At 42.3% G+C, this 16937-nt stretch carries 19 protein-coding genes; 6 read left to right on the plus strand and 13 right to left on the minus strand.

The genetic code is table 11. The annotated features are described in order from the left end of the window. Nucleotides 1–6: 6 nt before the first annotated feature. Genes EHQ24_RS18680 through EHQ24_RS19275 form a run of 5 tightly spaced genes read right to left on the minus strand, consistent with a single transcriptional unit; the run spans nt 7 to nt 4025 of the window. Entirely contained in the window at nt 7–855 is an 849-nt protein-coding gene (locus tag EHQ24_RS18680; protein WP_135603097.1) for a class I SAM-dependent methyltransferase, read from the minus strand. Further along, complete coding sequence (locus EHQ24_RS18685; RefSeq protein ID WP_135603098.1) at nt 852–2954, minus strand: tetratricopeptide repeat protein; 2103 nt, start codon at nt 2952–2954, stop codon at nt 852–854. Before EHQ24_RS18685 ends, EHQ24_RS18680 begins: the two co-directional genes overlap by 4 nt. 8 nt (nt 2955–2962) lie before the next feature. Continuing rightward, the gene (gene nusB, locus EHQ24_RS18690; RefSeq protein ID WP_135603099.1) at nt 2963–3385 is read right to left on the minus strand and encodes a transcription antitermination factor NusB; all 423 of its coding nucleotides are present in this window, start codon (nt 3383–3385) and stop codon (nt 2963–2965) included. Next, nucleotides 3382–3849, minus strand: coding sequence for a 6,7-dimethyl-8-ribityllumazine synthase (gene ribH, locus EHQ24_RS18695; protein ID WP_135603100.1), 468 nt, complete (start codon nt 3847–3849; stop codon nt 3382–3384). The genes nusB and ribH overlap by 4 nt, the downstream gene beginning before the upstream one ends. A gap of 23 nt (nt 3850–3872) precedes the next feature. Next, the gene (locus EHQ24_RS19275; protein ID WP_165779494.1) at nt 3873–4025 is read right to left on the minus strand and encodes a hypothetical protein; all 153 of its coding nucleotides are present in this window, start codon (nt 4023–4025) and stop codon (nt 3873–3875) included. A gap of 105 nt (nt 4026–4130) precedes the next feature. Between EHQ24_RS19275 and EHQ24_RS18700 the strand changes: the two genes are divergently transcribed. Next, nucleotides 4131–4568 carry an SET domain-containing protein gene (locus EHQ24_RS18700; protein WP_135603101.1) on the plus strand — a complete coding sequence of 146 codons (438 nt, stop codon included), beginning with the start codon at nt 4131–4133 and terminating at the stop codon, nt 4566–4568. Between the two features lie 70 nt (nt 4569–4638). Here EHQ24_RS18700 and EHQ24_RS18705 read toward each other — a convergent pair whose 3' ends face one another. From EHQ24_RS18705 to EHQ24_RS18715, 3 genes are all read right to left on the minus strand, one after another. Further along, nucleotides 4639–4845 (minus strand): hypothetical protein, encoded by a 207-nt coding sequence (locus tag EHQ24_RS18705; RefSeq protein WP_135603102.1) that lies wholly within the window; start codon nt 4843–4845, stop codon nt 4639–4641. 68 nt (nt 4846–4913) lie between these two features. Next, a complete protein-coding gene (locus EHQ24_RS18710; RefSeq protein ID WP_135603103.1) occupies nt 4914–6503 on the minus strand; it encodes a glycoside hydrolase family 57 protein in 1590 nt (529 codons plus the stop codon). Continuing rightward, nucleotides 6503–7258 carry a hypothetical protein gene (locus EHQ24_RS18715; protein WP_135603104.1) on the minus strand — a complete coding sequence of 252 codons (756 nt, stop codon included), beginning with the start codon at nt 7256–7258 and terminating at the stop codon, nt 6503–6505. Before EHQ24_RS18715 ends, EHQ24_RS18710 begins: the two co-directional genes overlap by 1 nt. Nucleotides 7259–7361: 103 nt before the next feature. On the opposite strand from EHQ24_RS18715, the gene hpf reads away from it, so the two are divergent. Together hpf and EHQ24_RS18725 are read left to right on the plus strand one after the other, a co-directional pair. Further along, nucleotides 7362–7649 carry a ribosome hibernation-promoting factor, HPF/YfiA family gene (hpf, locus tag EHQ24_RS18720; protein WP_004783901.1) on the plus strand — a complete coding sequence of 96 codons (288 nt, stop codon included), beginning with the start codon at nt 7362–7364 and terminating at the stop codon, nt 7647–7649. A gap of 8 nt (nt 7650–7657) precedes the next feature. Beyond that, nucleotides 7658–8530, plus strand: a complete 873-nt coding sequence (locus EHQ24_RS18725) for a hypothetical protein (protein ID WP_135603105.1) — start codon at nt 7658–7660, stop codon at nt 8528–8530. Nucleotides 8531–8534: 4 nt separating this feature from the next. On the opposite strand, the gene EHQ24_RS18730 is transcribed toward EHQ24_RS18725, so the two are convergent. The 4 genes from EHQ24_RS18730 to EHQ24_RS18745 form a co-directional block, all read right to left on the minus strand. Beyond that, a complete protein-coding gene (locus EHQ24_RS18730) occupies nt 8535–9095 on the minus strand; it encodes an LIMLP_12425 family protein (RefSeq protein ID WP_135603135.1) in 561 nt (186 codons plus the stop codon). A 4-nt stretch (nt 9096–9099) separates the two neighbouring features. Then, entirely contained in the window at nt 9100–9708 is a 609-nt protein-coding gene (locus EHQ24_RS18735; protein WP_425270099.1) for an RNA polymerase sigma factor, read from the minus strand. 61 nt (nt 9709–9769) lie between these two features. Then, nucleotides 9770–11596: a DNA mismatch repair endonuclease MutL gene (mutL, locus tag EHQ24_RS18740; RefSeq protein WP_135603106.1), complete on the minus strand. Its 1827-nt coding sequence runs from the start codon at nt 11594–11596 to the stop codon at nt 9770–9772. Between the two features lie 41 nt (nt 11597–11637). Continuing rightward, the gene (locus tag EHQ24_RS18745; protein ID WP_135603107.1) at nt 11638–12012 is read right to left on the minus strand and encodes a Fur family transcriptional regulator; all 375 of its coding nucleotides are present in this window, start codon (nt 12010–12012) and stop codon (nt 11638–11640) included. Between the two features lie 104 nt (nt 12013–12116). On the opposite strand from EHQ24_RS18745, the gene EHQ24_RS18750 reads away from it, so the two are divergent. The 3 genes from EHQ24_RS18750 to EHQ24_RS18760 are packed head-to-tail and all read left to right on the plus strand — an operon-like array spanning nt 12117 to nt 16171. Beyond that, a complete protein-coding gene (locus tag EHQ24_RS18750) occupies nt 12117–12596 on the plus strand; it encodes a flavin reductase family protein (RefSeq protein ID WP_135603108.1) in 480 nt (159 codons plus the stop codon). Nucleotides 12597–12605: 9 nt separating this feature from the next. Continuing rightward, nucleotides 12606–14852 (plus strand): phosphoribosylformylglycinamidine synthase subunit PurL, encoded by a 2247-nt coding sequence (purL, locus tag EHQ24_RS18755; RefSeq protein ID WP_135603109.1) that lies wholly within the window; start codon nt 12606–12608, stop codon nt 14850–14852. A 32-nt stretch (nt 14853–14884) separates the two neighbouring features. Continuing rightward, nucleotides 14885–16171: a hypothetical protein gene (locus EHQ24_RS18760; RefSeq protein WP_135603110.1), complete on the plus strand. Its 1287-nt coding sequence runs from the start codon at nt 14885–14887 to the stop codon at nt 16169–16171. Here the strand turns inward: EHQ24_RS18760 and EHQ24_RS18765 are convergent. Then, nucleotides 16159–16722: a penicillin-binding protein activator LpoB gene (locus EHQ24_RS18765; protein WP_135603111.1), complete on the minus strand. Its 564-nt coding sequence runs from the start codon at nt 16720–16722 to the stop codon at nt 16159–16161. The two genes, EHQ24_RS18760 and EHQ24_RS18765, sit on opposite strands and share 13 nt — an antisense overlap. Between the last annotated feature and the right edge of the window lie 215 nt (nt 16723–16937).

Below are 16937 nucleotides of genomic sequence, written 5' to 3' on the forward strand. Positions count from 1 at the left end.
TGGATTTCAGTGTTTTAATTTTCTGGCGATTAGTTCGATGGTATCACCATAGGCAAATTGGTTTGCATACAGTCGATACAGCCATTCAGGGAGTTTGCCTCGAGGCCCTAAGTCCCGGTAGGAGTGATACGACATAGGTCTAACATAGTTCACCTCGAAGCCAAGGATTGACAAGAGTTTTTTCAGGGAGTGAACAGAGTAGTCGAAAAAGTGGTCAGCGGGATGGGTCGAAAACCATTCCTTGGGATTGGTTTGGAAACTCGGACCAAAACTGGAGGGAACTGCTAGATACAGATGGCCGCCTGGCCGAATCCAAGCTGCGAGTCGTTTCCAAATCCCTTCAATTTCCTCAATGTGTTCGATGACAAAAAAGGCAGAGACCACATCAAACTCTTCTTTCCAATCCCCTTCTCCCACCGACAAAACCGAAGTTTTTTCTACATCGAGCCCGAGTGTGGATTTTGCATATTCCACTTCTTTAGGAGAAAGTTCGAGGCCTTTTGTTCGGTAGCCGACAATTCTTGCTTCATCCAAAAAAAATCCTGCCGCCGATCCAATTTCCAAAAGTGATTTTTTAGAATAGGAATTTGAATTGGAAGTAAAAGTGGAATTTCCTACCTCTCTCTGGCCTTCCGCCAAATTTTTTAAATTCCCTAACCTACGTTTTGCCATAACCCGAAGGTTTGGCTCATCCTCGTAATAAGATTTTTTGTATTGGGACTTGTATTCTTCCATAAAGTAACTGTCCCCATACTCTCTATGTTTTGCAGGTAGATACCGAAGAACGCCTGTATGTTGGCATTCTTCATAATACTCTGGGAATTTTTTATGTGGGATAAATTCGAATAAACTCAAAAATACGTTCTCTTTTTGGATTCGAGAGATTTTTCATACTGAGCCCTTGCCGCCCTTTTGTTTTCATAGGCTTCCGTTAGGCTTGGGTTGAGATCAATCGCTGTTTGAAAGCTGGAAAGTGCCCGTTTAAATTCCCCATTTTTAAAATAACACACTCCCAAATAATTATGGGCCTTGGAAGAAACAGAGGGTGTGACATCAGAACGAGTGATGACAGTTAGTTCCTCAATCGCTTTTTCCCGGTCCACAAGAGAACCTGAATCAATGAGAATTTTGGAAAGGACAAGCCTTGATTCCATATCTTCTGGATCAATATGAGTGGCACGAAATGCTTCCTCTTTGGCTTTTTTTGATAACCCAGAGTTCCCACTATTTGCATAACTAAGTGCTAGTTTTCGATGTGCGAGTTTGATTTCTTTTGGATCTTTAGAATTTTCCAAAACATAAACTAACACCTTTTCTGCGGCTGGATAGTTTTTGGTTTGGATGTACACATCTGCCAGTTTTAATCTTGCTTCATAAAGTTCCGGTTTCCAAGCAATGGCTTCTTCGTATTCGGCGATGGCTTCTGAATAAAAACGGTTTTCTAAATAATAATCAGCAATGGCAAGTCGTGACTGTGTATGGTTCGGATCCAGGGCCTGCGATTTACGAAGGGACTCAATGGCCATCGTAGGTTTTCCCGCATGCAAATAGGTTAGTCCCAAGTTGTAATAGGCTGATTGGTTTTTCGGATTTAAGGACAGAGCCCCTTCGAAAGCAGTAATACTTTCCGAATACCGTTCCATCTCATCCAAAATGATTCCGAGGTTTACATAAGCAGTTTCCGAATACGTATCTCCCGGAGTGAGGCGAATGATCCGGCGAAACAAACTCTCTGCTTCTACCAGTTCCCCTTTTTTATAATAAAGTTCTGATAAAGCAAAAAGGGAATCCACGTCACTGGGTTTCAGTAACAAAGCTTTTTTTAAGGCAGTGATGGCCATATTGGTTTGGCCCATAGAAAGAAAGGCGTCTGCAATGTAACGATACACCTCTGGTTCATTCGCATTGGAATCGAGGGCTTTCTGGAAGTATTTGGCCGCTTCTTCTGGAACTTTCTTCTTTAAATACACCAAACCTAGATTATAGTATGACTTGGCATCGTTTGTTTTCAAACGAATCACTTCTCGAAAATAGAACTCGGCCCTGTCATAATCTTCTCTTTGGTAAAAGATAGTTCCAAGATGGCCATAAGACAAAACAGCGGTTTGGGAATTCGGAGCCGTTTGAATTACCTTTTGGAATTCGGAAATTGCTTCTGCGATATTTCCTTGTTTTAAATAACTAATGGCAAGGTTATAAGTCAGAGTGACATCTGTGGGGGCAAGAGACTGCCCTTCTTTGTAAGCTTCGATGGCACTAGCAGGATCTCCAATCTCTTGGAATAAATTCCCTTGTAATAAAGAAACTCGGTAATCATTTGGAGCAATTTCTTTGGCCCTTGCTGCAGCCCGTCTAGCTTCTTCAAATTTTCCCGCATGTTTGAATGCGAGAGATAAATTATAATAAGCAAAATAGTTTTTGGAATCGTATTGGATGGCTTTTTCCAATCGTTCAATGGCATTGATATAACGACCGGCTTCATCATACATCACACCAAGAACAGTGAGAGCAATGGATTTGTCTTCGTCTGATCCTGGTGAATTTAAAAATTCTTCACAAACATTTCCGACTCGGTTCACATAACGGTTGTGATATGCATTCAAACAGGCTGCGAGTTTCGGATTTACGGAATCATCAGGAAGATACGGTTTATCAACAAGTAGGTTCAGCGCCTTTTTGTCTGTCGGGAGATTTTTTAATGCTTTTGCGATCTCTTCCGGGTTTTGTTTTTTTTGTAAATACCACCAATACCCGGCAGTTAAAAATCCAAGAACAAGGGCAACTAGGAAAGACCAAAATAAAAAGGATAAAACAGGACGGCGCGCCGTTGTTTCCGATTCGTATGTGGTTTCTTTTTCTCGGCCCAGGTTCCGTAAGTATGGATCTTCCTGGTAATAACTTGGCTGAGAGGATTGTTCCTCAATACGAAACCGGTTTTTTTGGATGGGATCCATTTTTTATCTTACTGGGGTTTGTTCGCTACGATCTCCTTCTTGTAGAAGGCATCAAGTAATCCGTTGATGAACTGTGCCGATTCGTCAGTTTCAAATTCTTTTGTGAGTTCGACCGCTTCATTGATGACAACGGGGGCCGCAAGGAAAGGTTCCTTTTGCAAACTAAGAATTGACAAACGTAAAATACAACGGTTGACCACGGAAATACGCGAAAGTTCCCAATTCTCCGAATACTTCTTGATTAGAGTATCGATCGCTTTTCGATTTTCGACCACTCCTTTCACAAGAAAGACAGCATAATCCTTTTCTTCACGAGTGATTTTTTTGTCATACCAATCGAATTTCATGGCCCGGTTCGGGTCGGTTCCCACCAGGTCAATTTGGTAGAGGCACATTAAGGCGAGACTTCGCCCGCGGTGTCTAGAACTCATCCGATCTCTTTGAAAAGATTTGCCATTTCAATGGCTGTGGTGGCTGCCTCGTATCCTTTGTTTCCTGCTTTGGTTCCTGCCCTTTCAATGGCTTGTTCGATGGATTCTGTGGTGATGACCCCAAAAATCACAGGAACAGATCCATCCGCCACTGACCCTACTTTAGCGGCTTCCCCAGAAACCAAATCATAATGAGAAGTCGCCCCACGGATGACTGCACCCAAACAAACGATGGCAGAGAATTGGTATTTTTTAGATAATAAAACACGTTTTACGGTTTGAGGGAGTTCGAAGGCACCCGGAACATAAATGACTGTGACATCACTCTCCACAATCCCATGTTGTCTATAAGCATCTTTTGCCCCTTTGAGTAGAGACTCAGTGATGAATTCGTTGAACTTAGAAACGATGACACAATGTTTTTGTCCGTTTCCGATGCGTGTGCCTTCCAGTGTAGCTGTCATGTATCCAAAATCCTAGGGGGTGGTTATTTCGCAAGACGAATGACAAGGGTAATCTTTCCGTCTGGATTTTCTACCACTTCGAACCCATCTCGTTCGAGTGCTTTTTTGGCTCGGTAGATTGCCAGATTCACAACATTGGTTTTTTCATCCTGCAGTTTTTCTGATTCCCGGTTCATAGATCCCCTCTTATGGTTAAAGGTCGGATGAGATACTAGCCAATCTTAAATGCCAATGGCTTTACAAGGTAGAATTGTTTTCCTCTTATGTCATATAGGAAGAAAATGAAGAAAAAGAAATCCGTAAAGAAGGCCAAAAAAAGGAAGCCGGTAGTGTATACCGAGAGTGACTTTATTGTAAAACCTTCCTCTGTTCCCAATATTGGAATGGGACTATTCACCAAACAAACATTATATAAGGGAGATACCGTTGGTTATTACATGGGTAAAATCATTACCGATGAACAAGCGGAATCGAACAAATACGTAGACTCAAAATACCTACTTTGGATCTGTAAAGACTGGTGGATTTATGGGGAAGGACGCGAGTCGAATTACACCCGTTACATTAACCACTCTTCAAAACCCAATGCAGAACTCATCACATCTGTCAGATGGAAAACAGCTAGGTTTAAAGTATTAAAAACAATCCCAGAAGGATCAGAAATATTTTTTGATTATGGAAAGGACTACTGGGACAATGTGGACTTCAAACCGAAGTAAGAAGAATTGAATTTTAAAGGGCCAGAATCATCTGGCCTTAGACAAAAGTAAATTTTTTGGAAAAGATCTCCTAAAGGAGACCGTTATTTCCAAAAGAGGATTTCGTGGAGGTTTTGAGAGCATCAGAAGCTTCCAAAGCTTCCGTATACCGAATGACTGAATCATCCATACGAAACACTCCTTCTGTCGTTTCTCTATGCACAAACCGACAAACCAGTAAATTTGCAGCAAAAAAGAGAACCGCGAGAACCAAGGGAAAACGATACGAATTCGACATAAAACCCTCCGATTTAAGTAAAGCCTCTTACCCGGCTCTCTCCAGGCAAGAAATTTTTTAGAAGAATTCTAATAGAAATCTTCCACCCGAATGTCCGGGAACACATTGTTCTCTGATTCGGCCGCTAAAAGAATTCCCTCATCGACAGTCCCTGTGAGCATTTCCTCCAAAGTTAGAAAGAGATTGGTGTGCACATTGGTACGCCGAACAGCATAATCCACCATGGTTCCCGTTTTCATAATGAAGGCCCAGTCGCTACTTTGTAAGAGAAGGAGCTCCCTACCCATTTGTTTCAAAATTCGTTTTTGTAATTCGCTTCCATTGGACCCAAATTCATGGGCCCTCTGGTGCATTCGGATGCTAAGACCATGAATGAGCGGATAAATCCAATCGTTTGTGGGATTTAGCCAAACCTCTCCATATCCATTTTCTCCCCAACTGGACATTTTCATTTCCACTGACTGCACCCGAGGGAGGGCCCTTGCTGCTTCTAAGGGATGGGAAAGTTTGATGGTGTTTTGGTTGAAGTGGATTTTTTTAAATAGAAATTCGATAAACTGTGGGCCTTCATACCACCAGTGGCCATACAATTCCGCATCATAGGGAGAAACGATTACCGCTTGTTGTTTGTTAGTCTCAAACAATTCTTCCGCTTGCCGGATGCGGTTTCGTAAAAAATCTTCCGCATGGTTTCCGGCCGCTTCCATCGCCCAGTCCGGATGGTAATAGCCCTTGTCGGAAGTTTTGCCAGTGATCCGAAAGTATTTGATACCAGTATTGATCCTAACTCCATTGGAATCTAAATAAGGAGAAATTTCTTCCCAAGGAAGGTCGTGGCCAATGTCTCTATAGTATTCTCTGTACCGAAAATCTCCGGGATACCCATCAATGGAACTCCAGACTTGTTTGCTACTTTCAGGATCTCTCCCAAAAGCAAACACCCCATACCCTACTTCGACCGGGGCATAGACACCGAATTTTGGTCTGGGACTCGCATGTGTAACCCCATGGGTATCCACAAAAAAGTACCGAAACCCTTCTCGGTCTAACTCCTCTTCTAGTTTTTGAGTGTAACCACATTCCGAAAGCCAAATTCCTTTCGGGTCCCTTCCCCAAATGCGCCGGAAGGTCCTCCTTCCATTTTTCAATTGAGAACGAAAGATAGAAGGTTCCGAATCATAAAAAGGAAGGAAGGCATGAGTCGCAGGACTTGTCATGATTTCCAATTCCCCTGACTCCACAAAAGGCAAAAAACTTTTGGTTAAATCTCCCTTCGTTTCTTCAAAGATAGACTCTGTATCTAAAAAATGTTCTAAGTATCTTGTGGCGAGGTAATGCAGATGCGGGTCTTTGGCATTTCGTTTGGTTTCCTGTTTTGCCAGAGTGATTAAATTCTTTATGTACTTTCGAAATCCATTTTGTAAATAGGGATCTGTCAGCATAAGGGATAATGTGGGAGTGAAAGACATGGTGATCCGAAAGGGAACGGATTCTTTTTTTAGATTCCGAAAGACTCGGATGAGAGGGATATAGGTTTCTAGAATGGCTTCGTTTAACCAGTTTTCTTCGATAAAAGGAGTGGAGTAGCCAGGGTGTCTAACAAATGGTAGGTGAGCGTGTAATACGAAAACCAAATGCCCTTTTAAAAAATGGTTCATCACAAAAGTCCTTTGCCTGATCCCGATCCATTGGCAAAACCTGAATGTGGCTGGTTTTGGTCTCGGCTTTTTTCCATTTGTTCTTTAGAACGAGGGTTCACATAGAATTCAGAGGCGTCTCCATCTTTCACATAGTATTCATCACTGCCCACAGATTTGGCGACAAGTCCCATCGTAATCCATTGGGGGTGGATCCATTCCTTATCCAAACGAAAGGATTCGGTTCCGCCAGGGAGATCCTTTCCAGAAGAATGGAGAGTCGAAACTTCTTTTTTTTCGGAAGAAACAAGGATAGAAGTTTGGATCTCTCTGACAGGAAACATAAACTTTAAATAATAAGATTCTGTAAAGGGAGCGAGATCATAAATTTCGGTTCGTTCGCTTCCAAAGATATTTTTATATTCAACCTTCAAACGGAATCGAAATCCATCGGTAGTTGGAGAGTCCAAATCAACGAGCAGATTCTTTAAGGTTGTTTCAGAAAATTTCCAAAACACAAAGGCCTCTTTTGGTGTTCGCACAAGAACTCGAATGAGATCCTCACTAGGAAATTCAGGGTGTTTGGTAAACTTGGAATCGTTGTAAATGGATTTTAGCGCTGGTTCTTGCGAAGATATTTCCTTTTGTTTTGCTGTTTTTTTGGCAACTTTCTTCGCAGCAGTTTTTACTGACTTCTCATTGGCAGTGGCAACTGTGGTTTTCTTTTTTGGGGCAGATTTTTTCTTTGCACCATCTTTTTTTTCTTCATTTGCCATCCTCCAAGCTTAAAGACGAGAAACACTCACCTTCAATTCTTTTTTATTTGACGTTTGCTTTTTTTCCAAAATACAATCTATCCATACCAAATTGGGACAAACTATGAAAATCAATTATACCTGGAAACATTTAGACCGCTCCGAAGCGGCTGAAAAATACGCGGACGAAAAATTAGAACGAGTATCAAAATACGTTCAAAAAATCGTATCCTGTGAAGTATCATTTGAAGCCATTCATGGAGAAATCCACTCTAACATGAAGTTACATGCTGATGGTAACAATTTCAACGCTCACAACCAAGACAAAGATGTATATGTTTGTATCGATGGATTAGAAGATAAAATTCTATCCCAAACAAGCAAACACCACGATAAAAAAAGCCAACACTAATCTCTAGAATGATTCAGAAGTCGGAAGAAGCACTCACCTATCTTTCTAATGGTGAGTTTGAAACTGCAAAATCACTTTATTCCGTACTTCTGGACAGGGATCCACTTGATCTTGCTTCCATCAGCGGATTTTATATAGCCAGTTTTTGGGATCATAGACTTGATCTAATTCTAAAAACAAGGGAAGGTAAAGATAGAGGCAAACTCCTCCTTTCTCTCTTTGCCGATTTTGAATCCGAAATTCGAAAACGTGGGTATCATAACACTGACAGTTTTTTTGCCACCCAAGATTGTATTTTAAAAGAAGCACGTGACCATTTAAAACTAGCTTACCAGTGGGAAGGAGCCAATGCCCTCGACAAAGACTTGTTACGTGATCTTGCGGCCTGTCTCATCAAAATCAAAGACTATGGAATGGCACTCGAAGTCCTACTGTATGGTGGGAACAAACAATCTCCCGTCCTACTCTACTTTTTAGCAGAAACACAAGTCATGACAGGAAATGAAAGAGAAGGAATCGAAACCTATCGAAATGCCTTTTTAAATGACCCGCAACTTTTTCCTCATACCATCGTTCGTTGGCCGCCCCTCCTCACCCTCATCCAAAAGGCAAGTGAAATCACCACAAAAGAAGAAGAGATGAAGGAACTCGTTCCCGTCCTTGCTTGGCGCGAAGGTATTTTTCATCCTTATACGAAAAAGGACGAATCCACAATCCAAATTTGGTTTTCGGAATTAAAGAGACTGGCAGATAGTAAAGAAAGGAGTGGTGGGTCGTTTCGTTTAGAAGCAAGGATTGAACAATTTGCCCTTGCCATTTTGCATTCGGCTGACGACATCCGTTCTCGGGATGCCGTCCAATTTGCCAAAGGATTTGTTTAAAGATTTATCTTTCGATCGATTCGATAAGAAGTCTTAACTCATCAGCAGAAGATTCTCTTCCTGTTTTTTCATAATACAATTCCAGTTCACGAAGACCGTAAACAGAACCAGGAGCCGATCGCAAACGATCGAGTAACATGCGTTTTTGGTAGGATTCATTTAGATCGAGGCTAGTTGGTTCGTATTGGTAGTTGTTTTGTTCAATCACAACACCTGCCGTGTCATTCGTTCCCGCAAGAGTTGTTGGTTCTTGGGAATTACGAGTGGCAAGCACAAACACTAAACTAAGAGCCATCACAGCAGAAAAGGAATACTGAACGGTTCTGTTTTCTACAAGGTCTCGGAAAGTGAAGGAAATCTTTTGGTTGGGTTTGTCGATGGTGACGGATTCAAGAAGATTGAAAAGGCGGGTGTCGAAGTCTTTGGACATTCGCGGAAGGATGGTATCTTCCTTTTCCTTTACTCTTTGGAAAAGAGAACAAATCTTATTTTCCAAAACCACGTTGTCTGTCTCTTCAGGAAAGAGACCCGGATATTGTGAACGAAACCAATCTTTTAAACTCATAAACTTATTTTTCAAAGAACCCTTCTCCCTTTTCGTCTTTCTGGATGAGGTGCTTCAAAAACTCCTTGGCCTTGAAGAGACGACTCTTAACCGTACCTACATTACATTCCATGATCTCAGCAATTTCGTTATACGAAAGATTTTCGAAATAACGAAGTTCCAAAACCTGTTTGTAGGAATCTTCTAAGAGTGCAATCTTATCCATTAGATAACGAGACTCTTCAGAAAGTTCCAATTTTTTTTCATATCCGACACGAGAATCCACAAATTGGTTATCTCCCGAGTCATCCATGGGTTTTTCCCTACCTCTTTTCTTCTTAGCAAGTAAATCCTTGGACTTATTCACCACGATTCGGTAGAGCCAGGTATAAACTCCGGCCTCGGCTCGAAAGTTTTGGATGGATTTATAACCAGAAATGAGAGCGTCTTGGACAATATCCTCCGCATCGTCTCCATCTTTTACCATGGAAACCGCTTTGCGGAACAATCGTTCCCGAAATGGGGACACTAAGGTCATGTAGGCAGTCGGATCCCCTGCTTTGATCTTTTGGAGTAGGATTTTTTCCTTCTCCCGCAGGGTCATATTTTTGCCTTCTAGGGGGCGTTGCGGCATGAAGCCCAGGATTTCGAATCCGAGAATTCTATCAATGTTTTTCGGTTTTCCGTGGAGCCGTCTAGATCCTGTGAAACATAGTTTCTAGATCTTTTCTCGTGAGTTTGATCAGTGTCGGCCGACCGTGGGGACAAAGGGACGGGTTTTCACAGTAGGACAATCTTTGTAACAATTCCCCAATGATGGGATCCGAGACCTGGTCTCCCTTTTTTATGGCCGACCGACAAGCCACACATTTGGCCATTTCATCATAGAGTTCTTTGTCTTCGGGGTCTTTTTGTTTGAACCTTTCCCATAAATCCAAGATGGTTTCTGTTTCTTTACCCGGATCAATATAAGAAGGCACTTCCCGGATGAGAATGGTTCCTCCCGAAAATGGTTCGAGAGTGATCCCGAGTTCGGAAAACCTATGTTTCTCTTCTAACATTTCTTCGGCTTCTTCTTTCGTGAGTTCCAAACGAATGGGTGTGAGTAGACTTTGGGATTTATAGGCTTTGGATTTTAAGTCACGCAATACTTCTTCGTAACGAATCCTTTCGTGGGCCGTATGTTGGTCGATGATGTAAAGACCGTCCTCTGCTTCAGCGAGAATAAATGTCTCAAACAATACCCCGTAATGTTTTTTCGGAACAAACAAATTGTGTTTGGTGAGATTTTCTCCTAACAAATGCAAGTTGGTTCCTGCACCAATTCCTTCCAAAGAAAACCCTTGTCTTCCTTCAATGGAACTGGGACCAATGAGTGTTTCACCCTCTGTTTGGAGATTCCCAAACATCCCTTGTCCAACACCAAACCCAAATCCAGGGCCTCCGAATCCAGATCCAAAAGAAGATTCTCCTCCCCGATTTTCATAAGGGATGGGCATAGAAAGCCTACGACGCATTTCTAAAAATTCCACAGGGGTGGAAGTTCGTAAAACTTCTGTAATCCCTTGGAAAAGAATTCCAGTAATTGTCTCTTCTGATAAAAACCGAACTTCCTTTTTCTGTGGATGGACATTCACATCCACAAACTCACGAGGGAGATCAAAAAATAAATACGCATACGGAAAGGCACCACTGGGCAGAAGTTCCCCGTAACAACGTTTGAGAATTTGAGCCGAAAACTTTAATTCCACAGAACGGTTGTTCACAAAGAAAAACTGTCCGGCTCGAGAGGATTTATAAAAATCAGGATGAGAGATCCAACCACGAAGGGTCATTCCATTCCGGCTGGAATGGATGGGCAAAAGATGGTCACGTAAGTTTTCGCCGTAAACCGATAACACGCGTTCGAGGCCATCTTCGGGAACCACATTCAAAACTTCCTTTCCATTTTGCAAATACCGAAATCCAATACTCGGTTCGGAGACTGCCATGGTTTGGACTCGGGCCCTATTTTTTTTCTCTTCCCCTGTTTCTGTTTTTAGGAATTTCCGTCTAACGGGAGTATTATAAAATAAATCTTTGATTTCAATTTTAGTGCCCAGAAAAAAAGGGATCTCTTCTTCCGAAACAATTTTTCCTTCTTCGACTGTCACGCGGTAGGCGGTGCGATTTCCTTCTGTTCCCGATTCTAATACCATTCGAGAAACAGAGGCAATGGAAGCAAGGGCCTCTCCCCGAAACCCGAAAGTGAATAGATGTTCTAAGTCATGGAAGTCTTGGATTTTAGAAGTGGCATAACGTTTGATGGCAAGAGGCAAATCCTCTTTTTGGATCCCATGTCCATTGTCGGAGATCAGGATCCTACCGAACCCAGCGGAATCGGTAGCAATTTCAATTTTGGTCGCGCCTGCATCGATGGAATTTTCGATGAGTTCTTTCAGAATGGAATGTGTGGATTCAATTACCTCTCCGGCGGCAATTTGGTTGATTAAGTCCGCCGAAAGTGAATGAATGATGCCCATAGGACAATCATGAGATAGGGAACCTCCCTATCCAGAAAAATTTAGAGTGAATTACAGTCCGCGCAGGTGCCAGAAACCACAACGTCCACGTGTTTCACTTGGAATCCGAGTCCTTGTAAATCCGTTTCGTCGCTGAGTTTTAAAGGAGCTACATCCAATACCTTTCCACACTCATGACAAAGCAGGTGGGAATGGTCGTCCAAAAAGGCATCGTAACGAACGGAATCGGATTCGATATTCAGTTTGTTGACCATCTTGTTTTCAACCAAGTACTCCAAAGAATTGTAGACGGTGGCAAAACTAATTTTGTCAGCTTTCCCTCTTACGGATTCAAAAACCATCTTTGCAGTGGGGTGGTCCTTTCTTTCTCTTAGGTCATTAAAAATAAGTTCTCTATGTTTTGTGAGTGCTTTCATACCATTGCCTTACCCCTAAATCATTCGCAAATTATCAAAGGGTCAAATGGAATTTGGTTTTTAGAATCCTTCCAGAAATTGATATTTGTCAATACCGAGGTTTTATGCCAGCATCCATCGACCAATTTAAAACTTCACTTTCGCTTTGGGCGAGTGGAGTTTGTGTGATTACTTATGAATCCAAAGAAAAAAAAGGCGGAATCACTGTTTCTAGTTTTTCTTCTGTTTCCTTAGAACCGCCGTTAGTTTTATTCTGTTTGGCCAAGAATTCCAGCGCGAAAGAACCCATCGAAAAAGCGGGAAACTTCGTCGTGAATATTCTTTCTTCAGAACAAAAACAAATTTCCGCTGATTTTGCTTCTGGTTCCCTGGACAAAGCGGTAGTTTTGGAAGGACTGAAACCAGGAACTCTTTCCACCGGAGCCCCGGTTTTACCGGATTCGTTGGCCTCACTCGACTGTACAGTGAACCAAACCATCGATGCCGGGGACCATTGGATCCTCATAGGTCTTGTGGAAGCAGTGGCAACGAAAGAAGGTTCTCCCCTCCTCTACTTCAATCGCAATTATAGGGAACTCGTTTAAGGAATCAGTATGGAAAAAGAGAAAGTTAGTCTGGAAGATGCAAAAGAACACGGACTTACAGAAACTGAATTTGTAGAGATCCAAAAGATCTTAGGAAGAATGCCCAACTCTACGGAACTGGGAATTTTCTCCGCCATGTGGTCGGAACACTGCTCTTATAAAAATTCAATTTTAAAATTAAAAACACTTCCGACAAAGTCAGACAAACTTCTAGCGCAAGCTGGAGAAGAAAATGCGGGAGCCATGGACATCGGGGATGGACTTGCCGTTGTCTTCAAAATCGAAAGTCACAACCATCCAACTGCCGTAGAACCATACCAAGGTGCGGCAACTGGTGTTGGTGGGATCATGAGAGATATTTTCACTATGGGTGCAAGACCCATCACTTCTCTCAACTCACTCAGGTTTGGTGATCCAAAAGAGGCGCGTAATAAATACTTACTCACCCGTGCTGTAAAAGGAATTGGTGACTATGGCAACTCTCTTGGGATTGCAGTTGGTGGTGGAGAATTATTCATCCATCCAACATTCACTAAAAATCCTCTTGTGAATGCAATGACAGTGGGAATTGCTCGTCACGACCAAATGGCTTCTGCTTCTACCAAAGGAAAAGTAGGCTTCAAAGTGTACATCGTGGGTGCCACAACGGGACGCGATGGAATCCATGGTGCCAGTTTTGCCTCCAAAGACCTAACTAAAGAATCCGAAGAAAAAAGATCCGCCGTCCAAGTGGGTGATCCCTTTATGGAAAAACTTCTCATGGAAGCATCCCTCGAAGCCATCCAAAAGAATCTCCTTGTGGGAATCCAAGACATGGGTGCGGCTGGAATTTCTTGTGCTACCTCTGAAATGAGTGCCAAAGGAAAAACCGGAATGGATGTGGATTTAGACAAAGTCCCTCTCCGAGAGTCGGATATGAACGCTTATGAAATTATGTTATCCGAATCCCAAGAACGAATGTTAGTCATTCCAGAAACGGGAAAGGAAGAAGAACTGGTTTCTATCTTTCATAAATGGGGACTGAATGCCGTAGAGATTGGAACAGTTACCGGTGATGGAATCCTTCGGATTCGAAAAAATGGAACACTCAAAGCAGAAATCCCAGCAGACTCACTGGTTCTTGGTGGTGGTGCTCCTCGGTATGTGAGAGAAGAAAAAAGACCGGCTTACCTCGATGAGGTGACAAAGTTTGATCCAACAAAAATCAATGATTTATCGAAAGATACAGTTTCCCAAACTCTAAACACCCTTCTTTCATCCTTAAATATCAGTTCCAGACGACCTCTCTATGAGCAGTATGATACAGAAGTGGGACTTGTAAAAGTGGTAGAACCTGGGGAAGATGGTGGGCTTGTGCGGATTCCCGGAACCAAAAAAGGAATTGCTGTGGCAACAGACTGTAACTCACGTTATACGTATCTTAACCCATACGAAGGGGCACAAATTGCCGTTTGTGAATCGGCAAGAAACGTGGCATCCACGGGTGCAGAACCTTACGGAGTCACAAACAACCTAAATTTTGGAAATCCTTACATCCCTGAAAACTATTATATCTTTAGTGAATGTGTGAGAGGACTTGGGGATGCTTGTCGTTTCCTTGGACTTCCTGTAACTGGTGGAAACGTATCTTTCTACAATGAATCACCAGAGGGCCCTGTGTTCCCAACACCTACCATTGGTATGGTGGGAGTGATCGATGATGTAGCAAAAGGACTTCATACCTACCCTCGCACCGAGGAAGAAGTAGTGTATGCTCTTGTGGGAGAATTCCAACCCACAATCTCCGCTTCCGAATACCTTTACCGGTTTCATGGCCTTGACACAGGAAAAATTCCAACCATTTCTCTGACCAAGGAAAAAGCGGCCATTGACACACTCATCTCTTGCCGAAAAGATGGACTTCTCACTTCCGCCAAAGACCTGTCACTCGGTGGCCTTCTTGTCGCACTGGCAAAAATTGTGATTTCTGGTGACAAAGGTTTGGAAGTAAACCTAGAAGGATTACAAAAAAGTTTTTCACGCCTCGACGAACTTTGTTTTGGTGAAACAGGAGCCTCCTTTGTGATTAGTTTCCTTGCGAAAGACGAAGGAAAAGTCAAAGAAAAATACACCAAAGCAGGACTTGGTTTTACAACTCTTGGCAAATCCAATTCTAAATCTGCTCTTTCTGTCAAAGGAAATGGATTCCAATGGGAATGGACGGCCAAGTCCTTAGAAACAGAATTTGAATCTGGACTTAAGAGTTATTTCGAATAGACAAATCTAAATTTTCTTAAAGGATAGGCCGAATGCGCCTATCCTTCTATTCTTTTATTCTATTACTACTTTGTATCCAATGTACAAGTATCGCCAAACGACAAGAATATGAAGATTCCCTCCGTGCTTACAAAAAGGCCAATCTAGAAAAGGCAATTGATTTCCTTCCCACAGAAGAACGAAAGGGTTTTATTGGAATTTTAGAACGCGCCCACTTGGGTTTTTTAAAAGGTGAAACCAATTATAAAGCCTTAGAAAAACTGGCGGAAGAAAGTAAGGAACGCCTTCGTTTCAGTGCCTCAAGATCCTTAAAATCTTTTTTTTATATGGAAACAGAGGAAGGATACTATGCCTCGGAAGCAGAAATCATCTACCTCCACATCCTCCTTGGATTGTATTATGTAAGGGCGGGTGAATACGAAAAAGGAAAAATACAAGCGCGTTATGCAGGGAACTTACTCAGTGGGGAATGGAGTGCGGAAGGCCAATTTGATGATCCCACCTTACGTCTATTACTTGCTTCCCTTTGGCTCTCCACGGGTTCCATTGAAGAAGCGAAAGTTGATTTTAGAAAAGCAAATCAATTAAAACCCCAATCCGGAGTCCTTCGCACAATGGCAAATGAAAGGTTTTCGGAAAAGGAAGAGTTCATTTTGATTTTTGGTGGCCCTGGTGCCGAACCGGAAATGGATCCTTCGGTGAATTTAAACTTCATCCGGGGCTTACGAAATCTAAAATTCCGCCAAACAGGAAAACAAAGTGCACTGACGATTGTGGATGGTGGAAATAAAACCCCACTTGTTTTAGAAAAAGATACCCTAAGGTGGTACGAACGCCACCTAACTCGCGATAACGAAATTTCAGAACTCATCCAGGACTCTAAGTACTTTCAATTAGTTTCTGCCAGTGCCTTAAAGGAAGGAACCAAAGGCACTGTTAAAATTACTGGAGCTGTTCTGGCAAGTGCGACCATCGTCGCCCTGGGTGCCGGTCTTGTTTATTTAGGGGCCGAAGCAAACTCTGGTGACTTAACTGCCCTAGGAGTCATCATCATTGTCTCTGGTTTCAAACTAGGGGCTGATTGGGTCGCAACTTCCTACGATGATGCGAGAAGGAATATGAGAAAAGATTTGGATATCTCCGACGAATATCGTTATGTCAGGTTTTTTCCCGAATATGTTTGGATGGGAAAATCAAAATCGGTCCTCGTCTCTCCCAAACTCCAAATGCATCCAGATACCTTACCTTATACCTTAAGTCCCCCAATGGGAAAAGTCAAAGTTCGATTTGGTTTTTTCCCAGACAATCAAAGGCCATAACCTTCGACACGACTTGTTTTTAAAAAATTGGTTTGTTCCGACCAAACAATTTGATTGGTTTCCAAACTCACAAGAAAAAGTGTCACCGTGATGTATTGGATCCGAGATCCGGATTCATAATTCACAACTTCATTGATTTCACCTTTGATTTTATGCGAAGGTGATTTAAACTTTCCCACCGCCAAACGTGACTCAGCCGAAACCATTCCCGTTTTCCCAAATGCCATCTCTGCACTTGCCTCTTCACGGATGGAAGTGTCCACAAACGGAACCTTATCTTTTGTGAGTTGGTTTAGAATTTCGTTACTAATAAGTTTTGTATCAATATGTTCAGAGGTAGAATTTTGAATTGCCTTCCATTCTAAATAACCAGTCTTCAATTCAGACTTATAATATGTAGATAAGGAATGGCTCATACTGCGAGCAGTTTCTTTGACTTCCAAAACTCCCCATTGTTTGGTGGCCTTGGCTTTGTCTATTTTTTGGTAGGAAACAGAAGAGCAGCTAACAAATAAAAATGGAAATAGAAGCGAGAGGAATAAATTGCGCATTGAGGAGAGTTTGGTGGGATTCGGTAGTTTGGCAAGAAAGAATGTGTGAATATAGTATCCCCGCCCAATCTGAGGGTGGGGAACTAGACCCGCCACCCAATGGTTGACACTTACCACGAATAGCGAAAACTTTCCACCTCTATCGACATCCCTCTATTTTTTTATATAAAAAAGTTCATATTATGGACTTAAGACCCAGTGTATGATTTCCTTTG

This window comes from Leptospira noumeaensis (assembly GCF_004770765.1).
Taxonomy (GTDB): Bacteria; Spirochaetota; Leptospiria; order Leptospirales; family Leptospiraceae; genus Leptospira_A; species Leptospira_A noumeaensis.

Excerpts from the sequence above, each read along its gene's own strand:
- EHQ24_RS18685 (WP_135603098.1), bottom strand. The coding sequence starts at position 2,954 with ATGGATCCCATCCAAAAAAACCGGTTTCGTATTGAGGAACAATCCTCT.
- nusB (WP_135603099.1), bottom strand. The coding sequence starts at position 3,385 with ATGAGTTCTAGACACCGCGGGCGAAGTCTCGCCTTAATGTGCCTCTAC.
- ribH (WP_135603100.1), bottom strand. The coding sequence starts at position 3,849 with ATGACAGCTACACTGGAAGGCACACGCATCGGAAACGGACAAAAACAT.
- EHQ24_RS19275 (WP_165779494.1), bottom strand. The coding sequence starts at position 4,025 with ATGAACCGGGAATCAGAAAAACTGCAGGATGAAAAAACCAATGTTGTG.
- EHQ24_RS18700 (WP_135603101.1), top strand. The coding sequence starts at position 4,131 with ATGAAGAAAAAGAAATCCGTAAAGAAGGCCAAAAAAAGGAAGCCGGTA.
- EHQ24_RS18705 (WP_135603102.1), bottom strand. The coding sequence starts at position 4,845 with ATGTCGAATTCGTATCGTTTTCCCTTGGTTCTCGCGGTTCTCTTTTTT.
- EHQ24_RS18710 (WP_135603103.1), bottom strand. The coding sequence starts at position 6,503 with ATGAACCATTTTTTAAAAGGGCATTTGGTTTTCGTATTACACGCTCAC.
- EHQ24_RS18715 (WP_135603104.1), bottom strand. The coding sequence starts at position 7,258 with ATGGCAAATGAAGAAAAAAAAGATGGTGCAAAGAAAAAATCTGCCCCA.
- hpf (WP_004783901.1), top strand. The coding sequence starts at position 7,362 with ATGAAAATCAATTATACCTGGAAACATTTAGACCGCTCCGAAGCGGCT.
- EHQ24_RS18725 (WP_135603105.1), top strand. The coding sequence starts at position 7,658 with ATGATTCAGAAGTCGGAAGAAGCACTCACCTATCTTTCTAATGGTGAG.
- EHQ24_RS18730 (WP_135603135.1), bottom strand. The coding sequence starts at position 9,095 with ATGAGTTTAAAAGATTGGTTTCGTTCACAATATCCGGGTCTCTTTCCT.
- EHQ24_RS18735 (WP_425270099.1), bottom strand. The coding sequence starts at position 9,708 with ATGCCGCAACGCCCCCTAGAAGGCAAAAATATGACCCTGCGGGAGAAG.
- mutL (WP_135603106.1), bottom strand. The coding sequence starts at position 11,596 with ATGGGCATCATTCATTCACTTTCGGCGGACTTAATCAACCAAATTGCC.
- EHQ24_RS18745 (WP_135603107.1), bottom strand. The coding sequence starts at position 12,012 with ATGAAAGCACTCACAAAACATAGAGAACTTATTTTTAATGACCTAAGA.
- EHQ24_RS18750 (WP_135603108.1), top strand. The coding sequence starts at position 12,117 with ATGCCAGCATCCATCGACCAATTTAAAACTTCACTTTCGCTTTGGGCG.
- purL (WP_135603109.1), top strand. The coding sequence starts at position 12,606 with ATGGAAAAAGAGAAAGTTAGTCTGGAAGATGCAAAAGAACACGGACTT.
- EHQ24_RS18760 (WP_135603110.1), top strand. The coding sequence starts at position 14,885 with ATGCGCCTATCCTTCTATTCTTTTATTCTATTACTACTTTGTATCCAA.
- EHQ24_RS18765 (WP_135603111.1), bottom strand. The coding sequence starts at position 16,722 with ATGCGCAATTTATTCCTCTCGCTTCTATTTCCATTTTTATTTGTTAGC.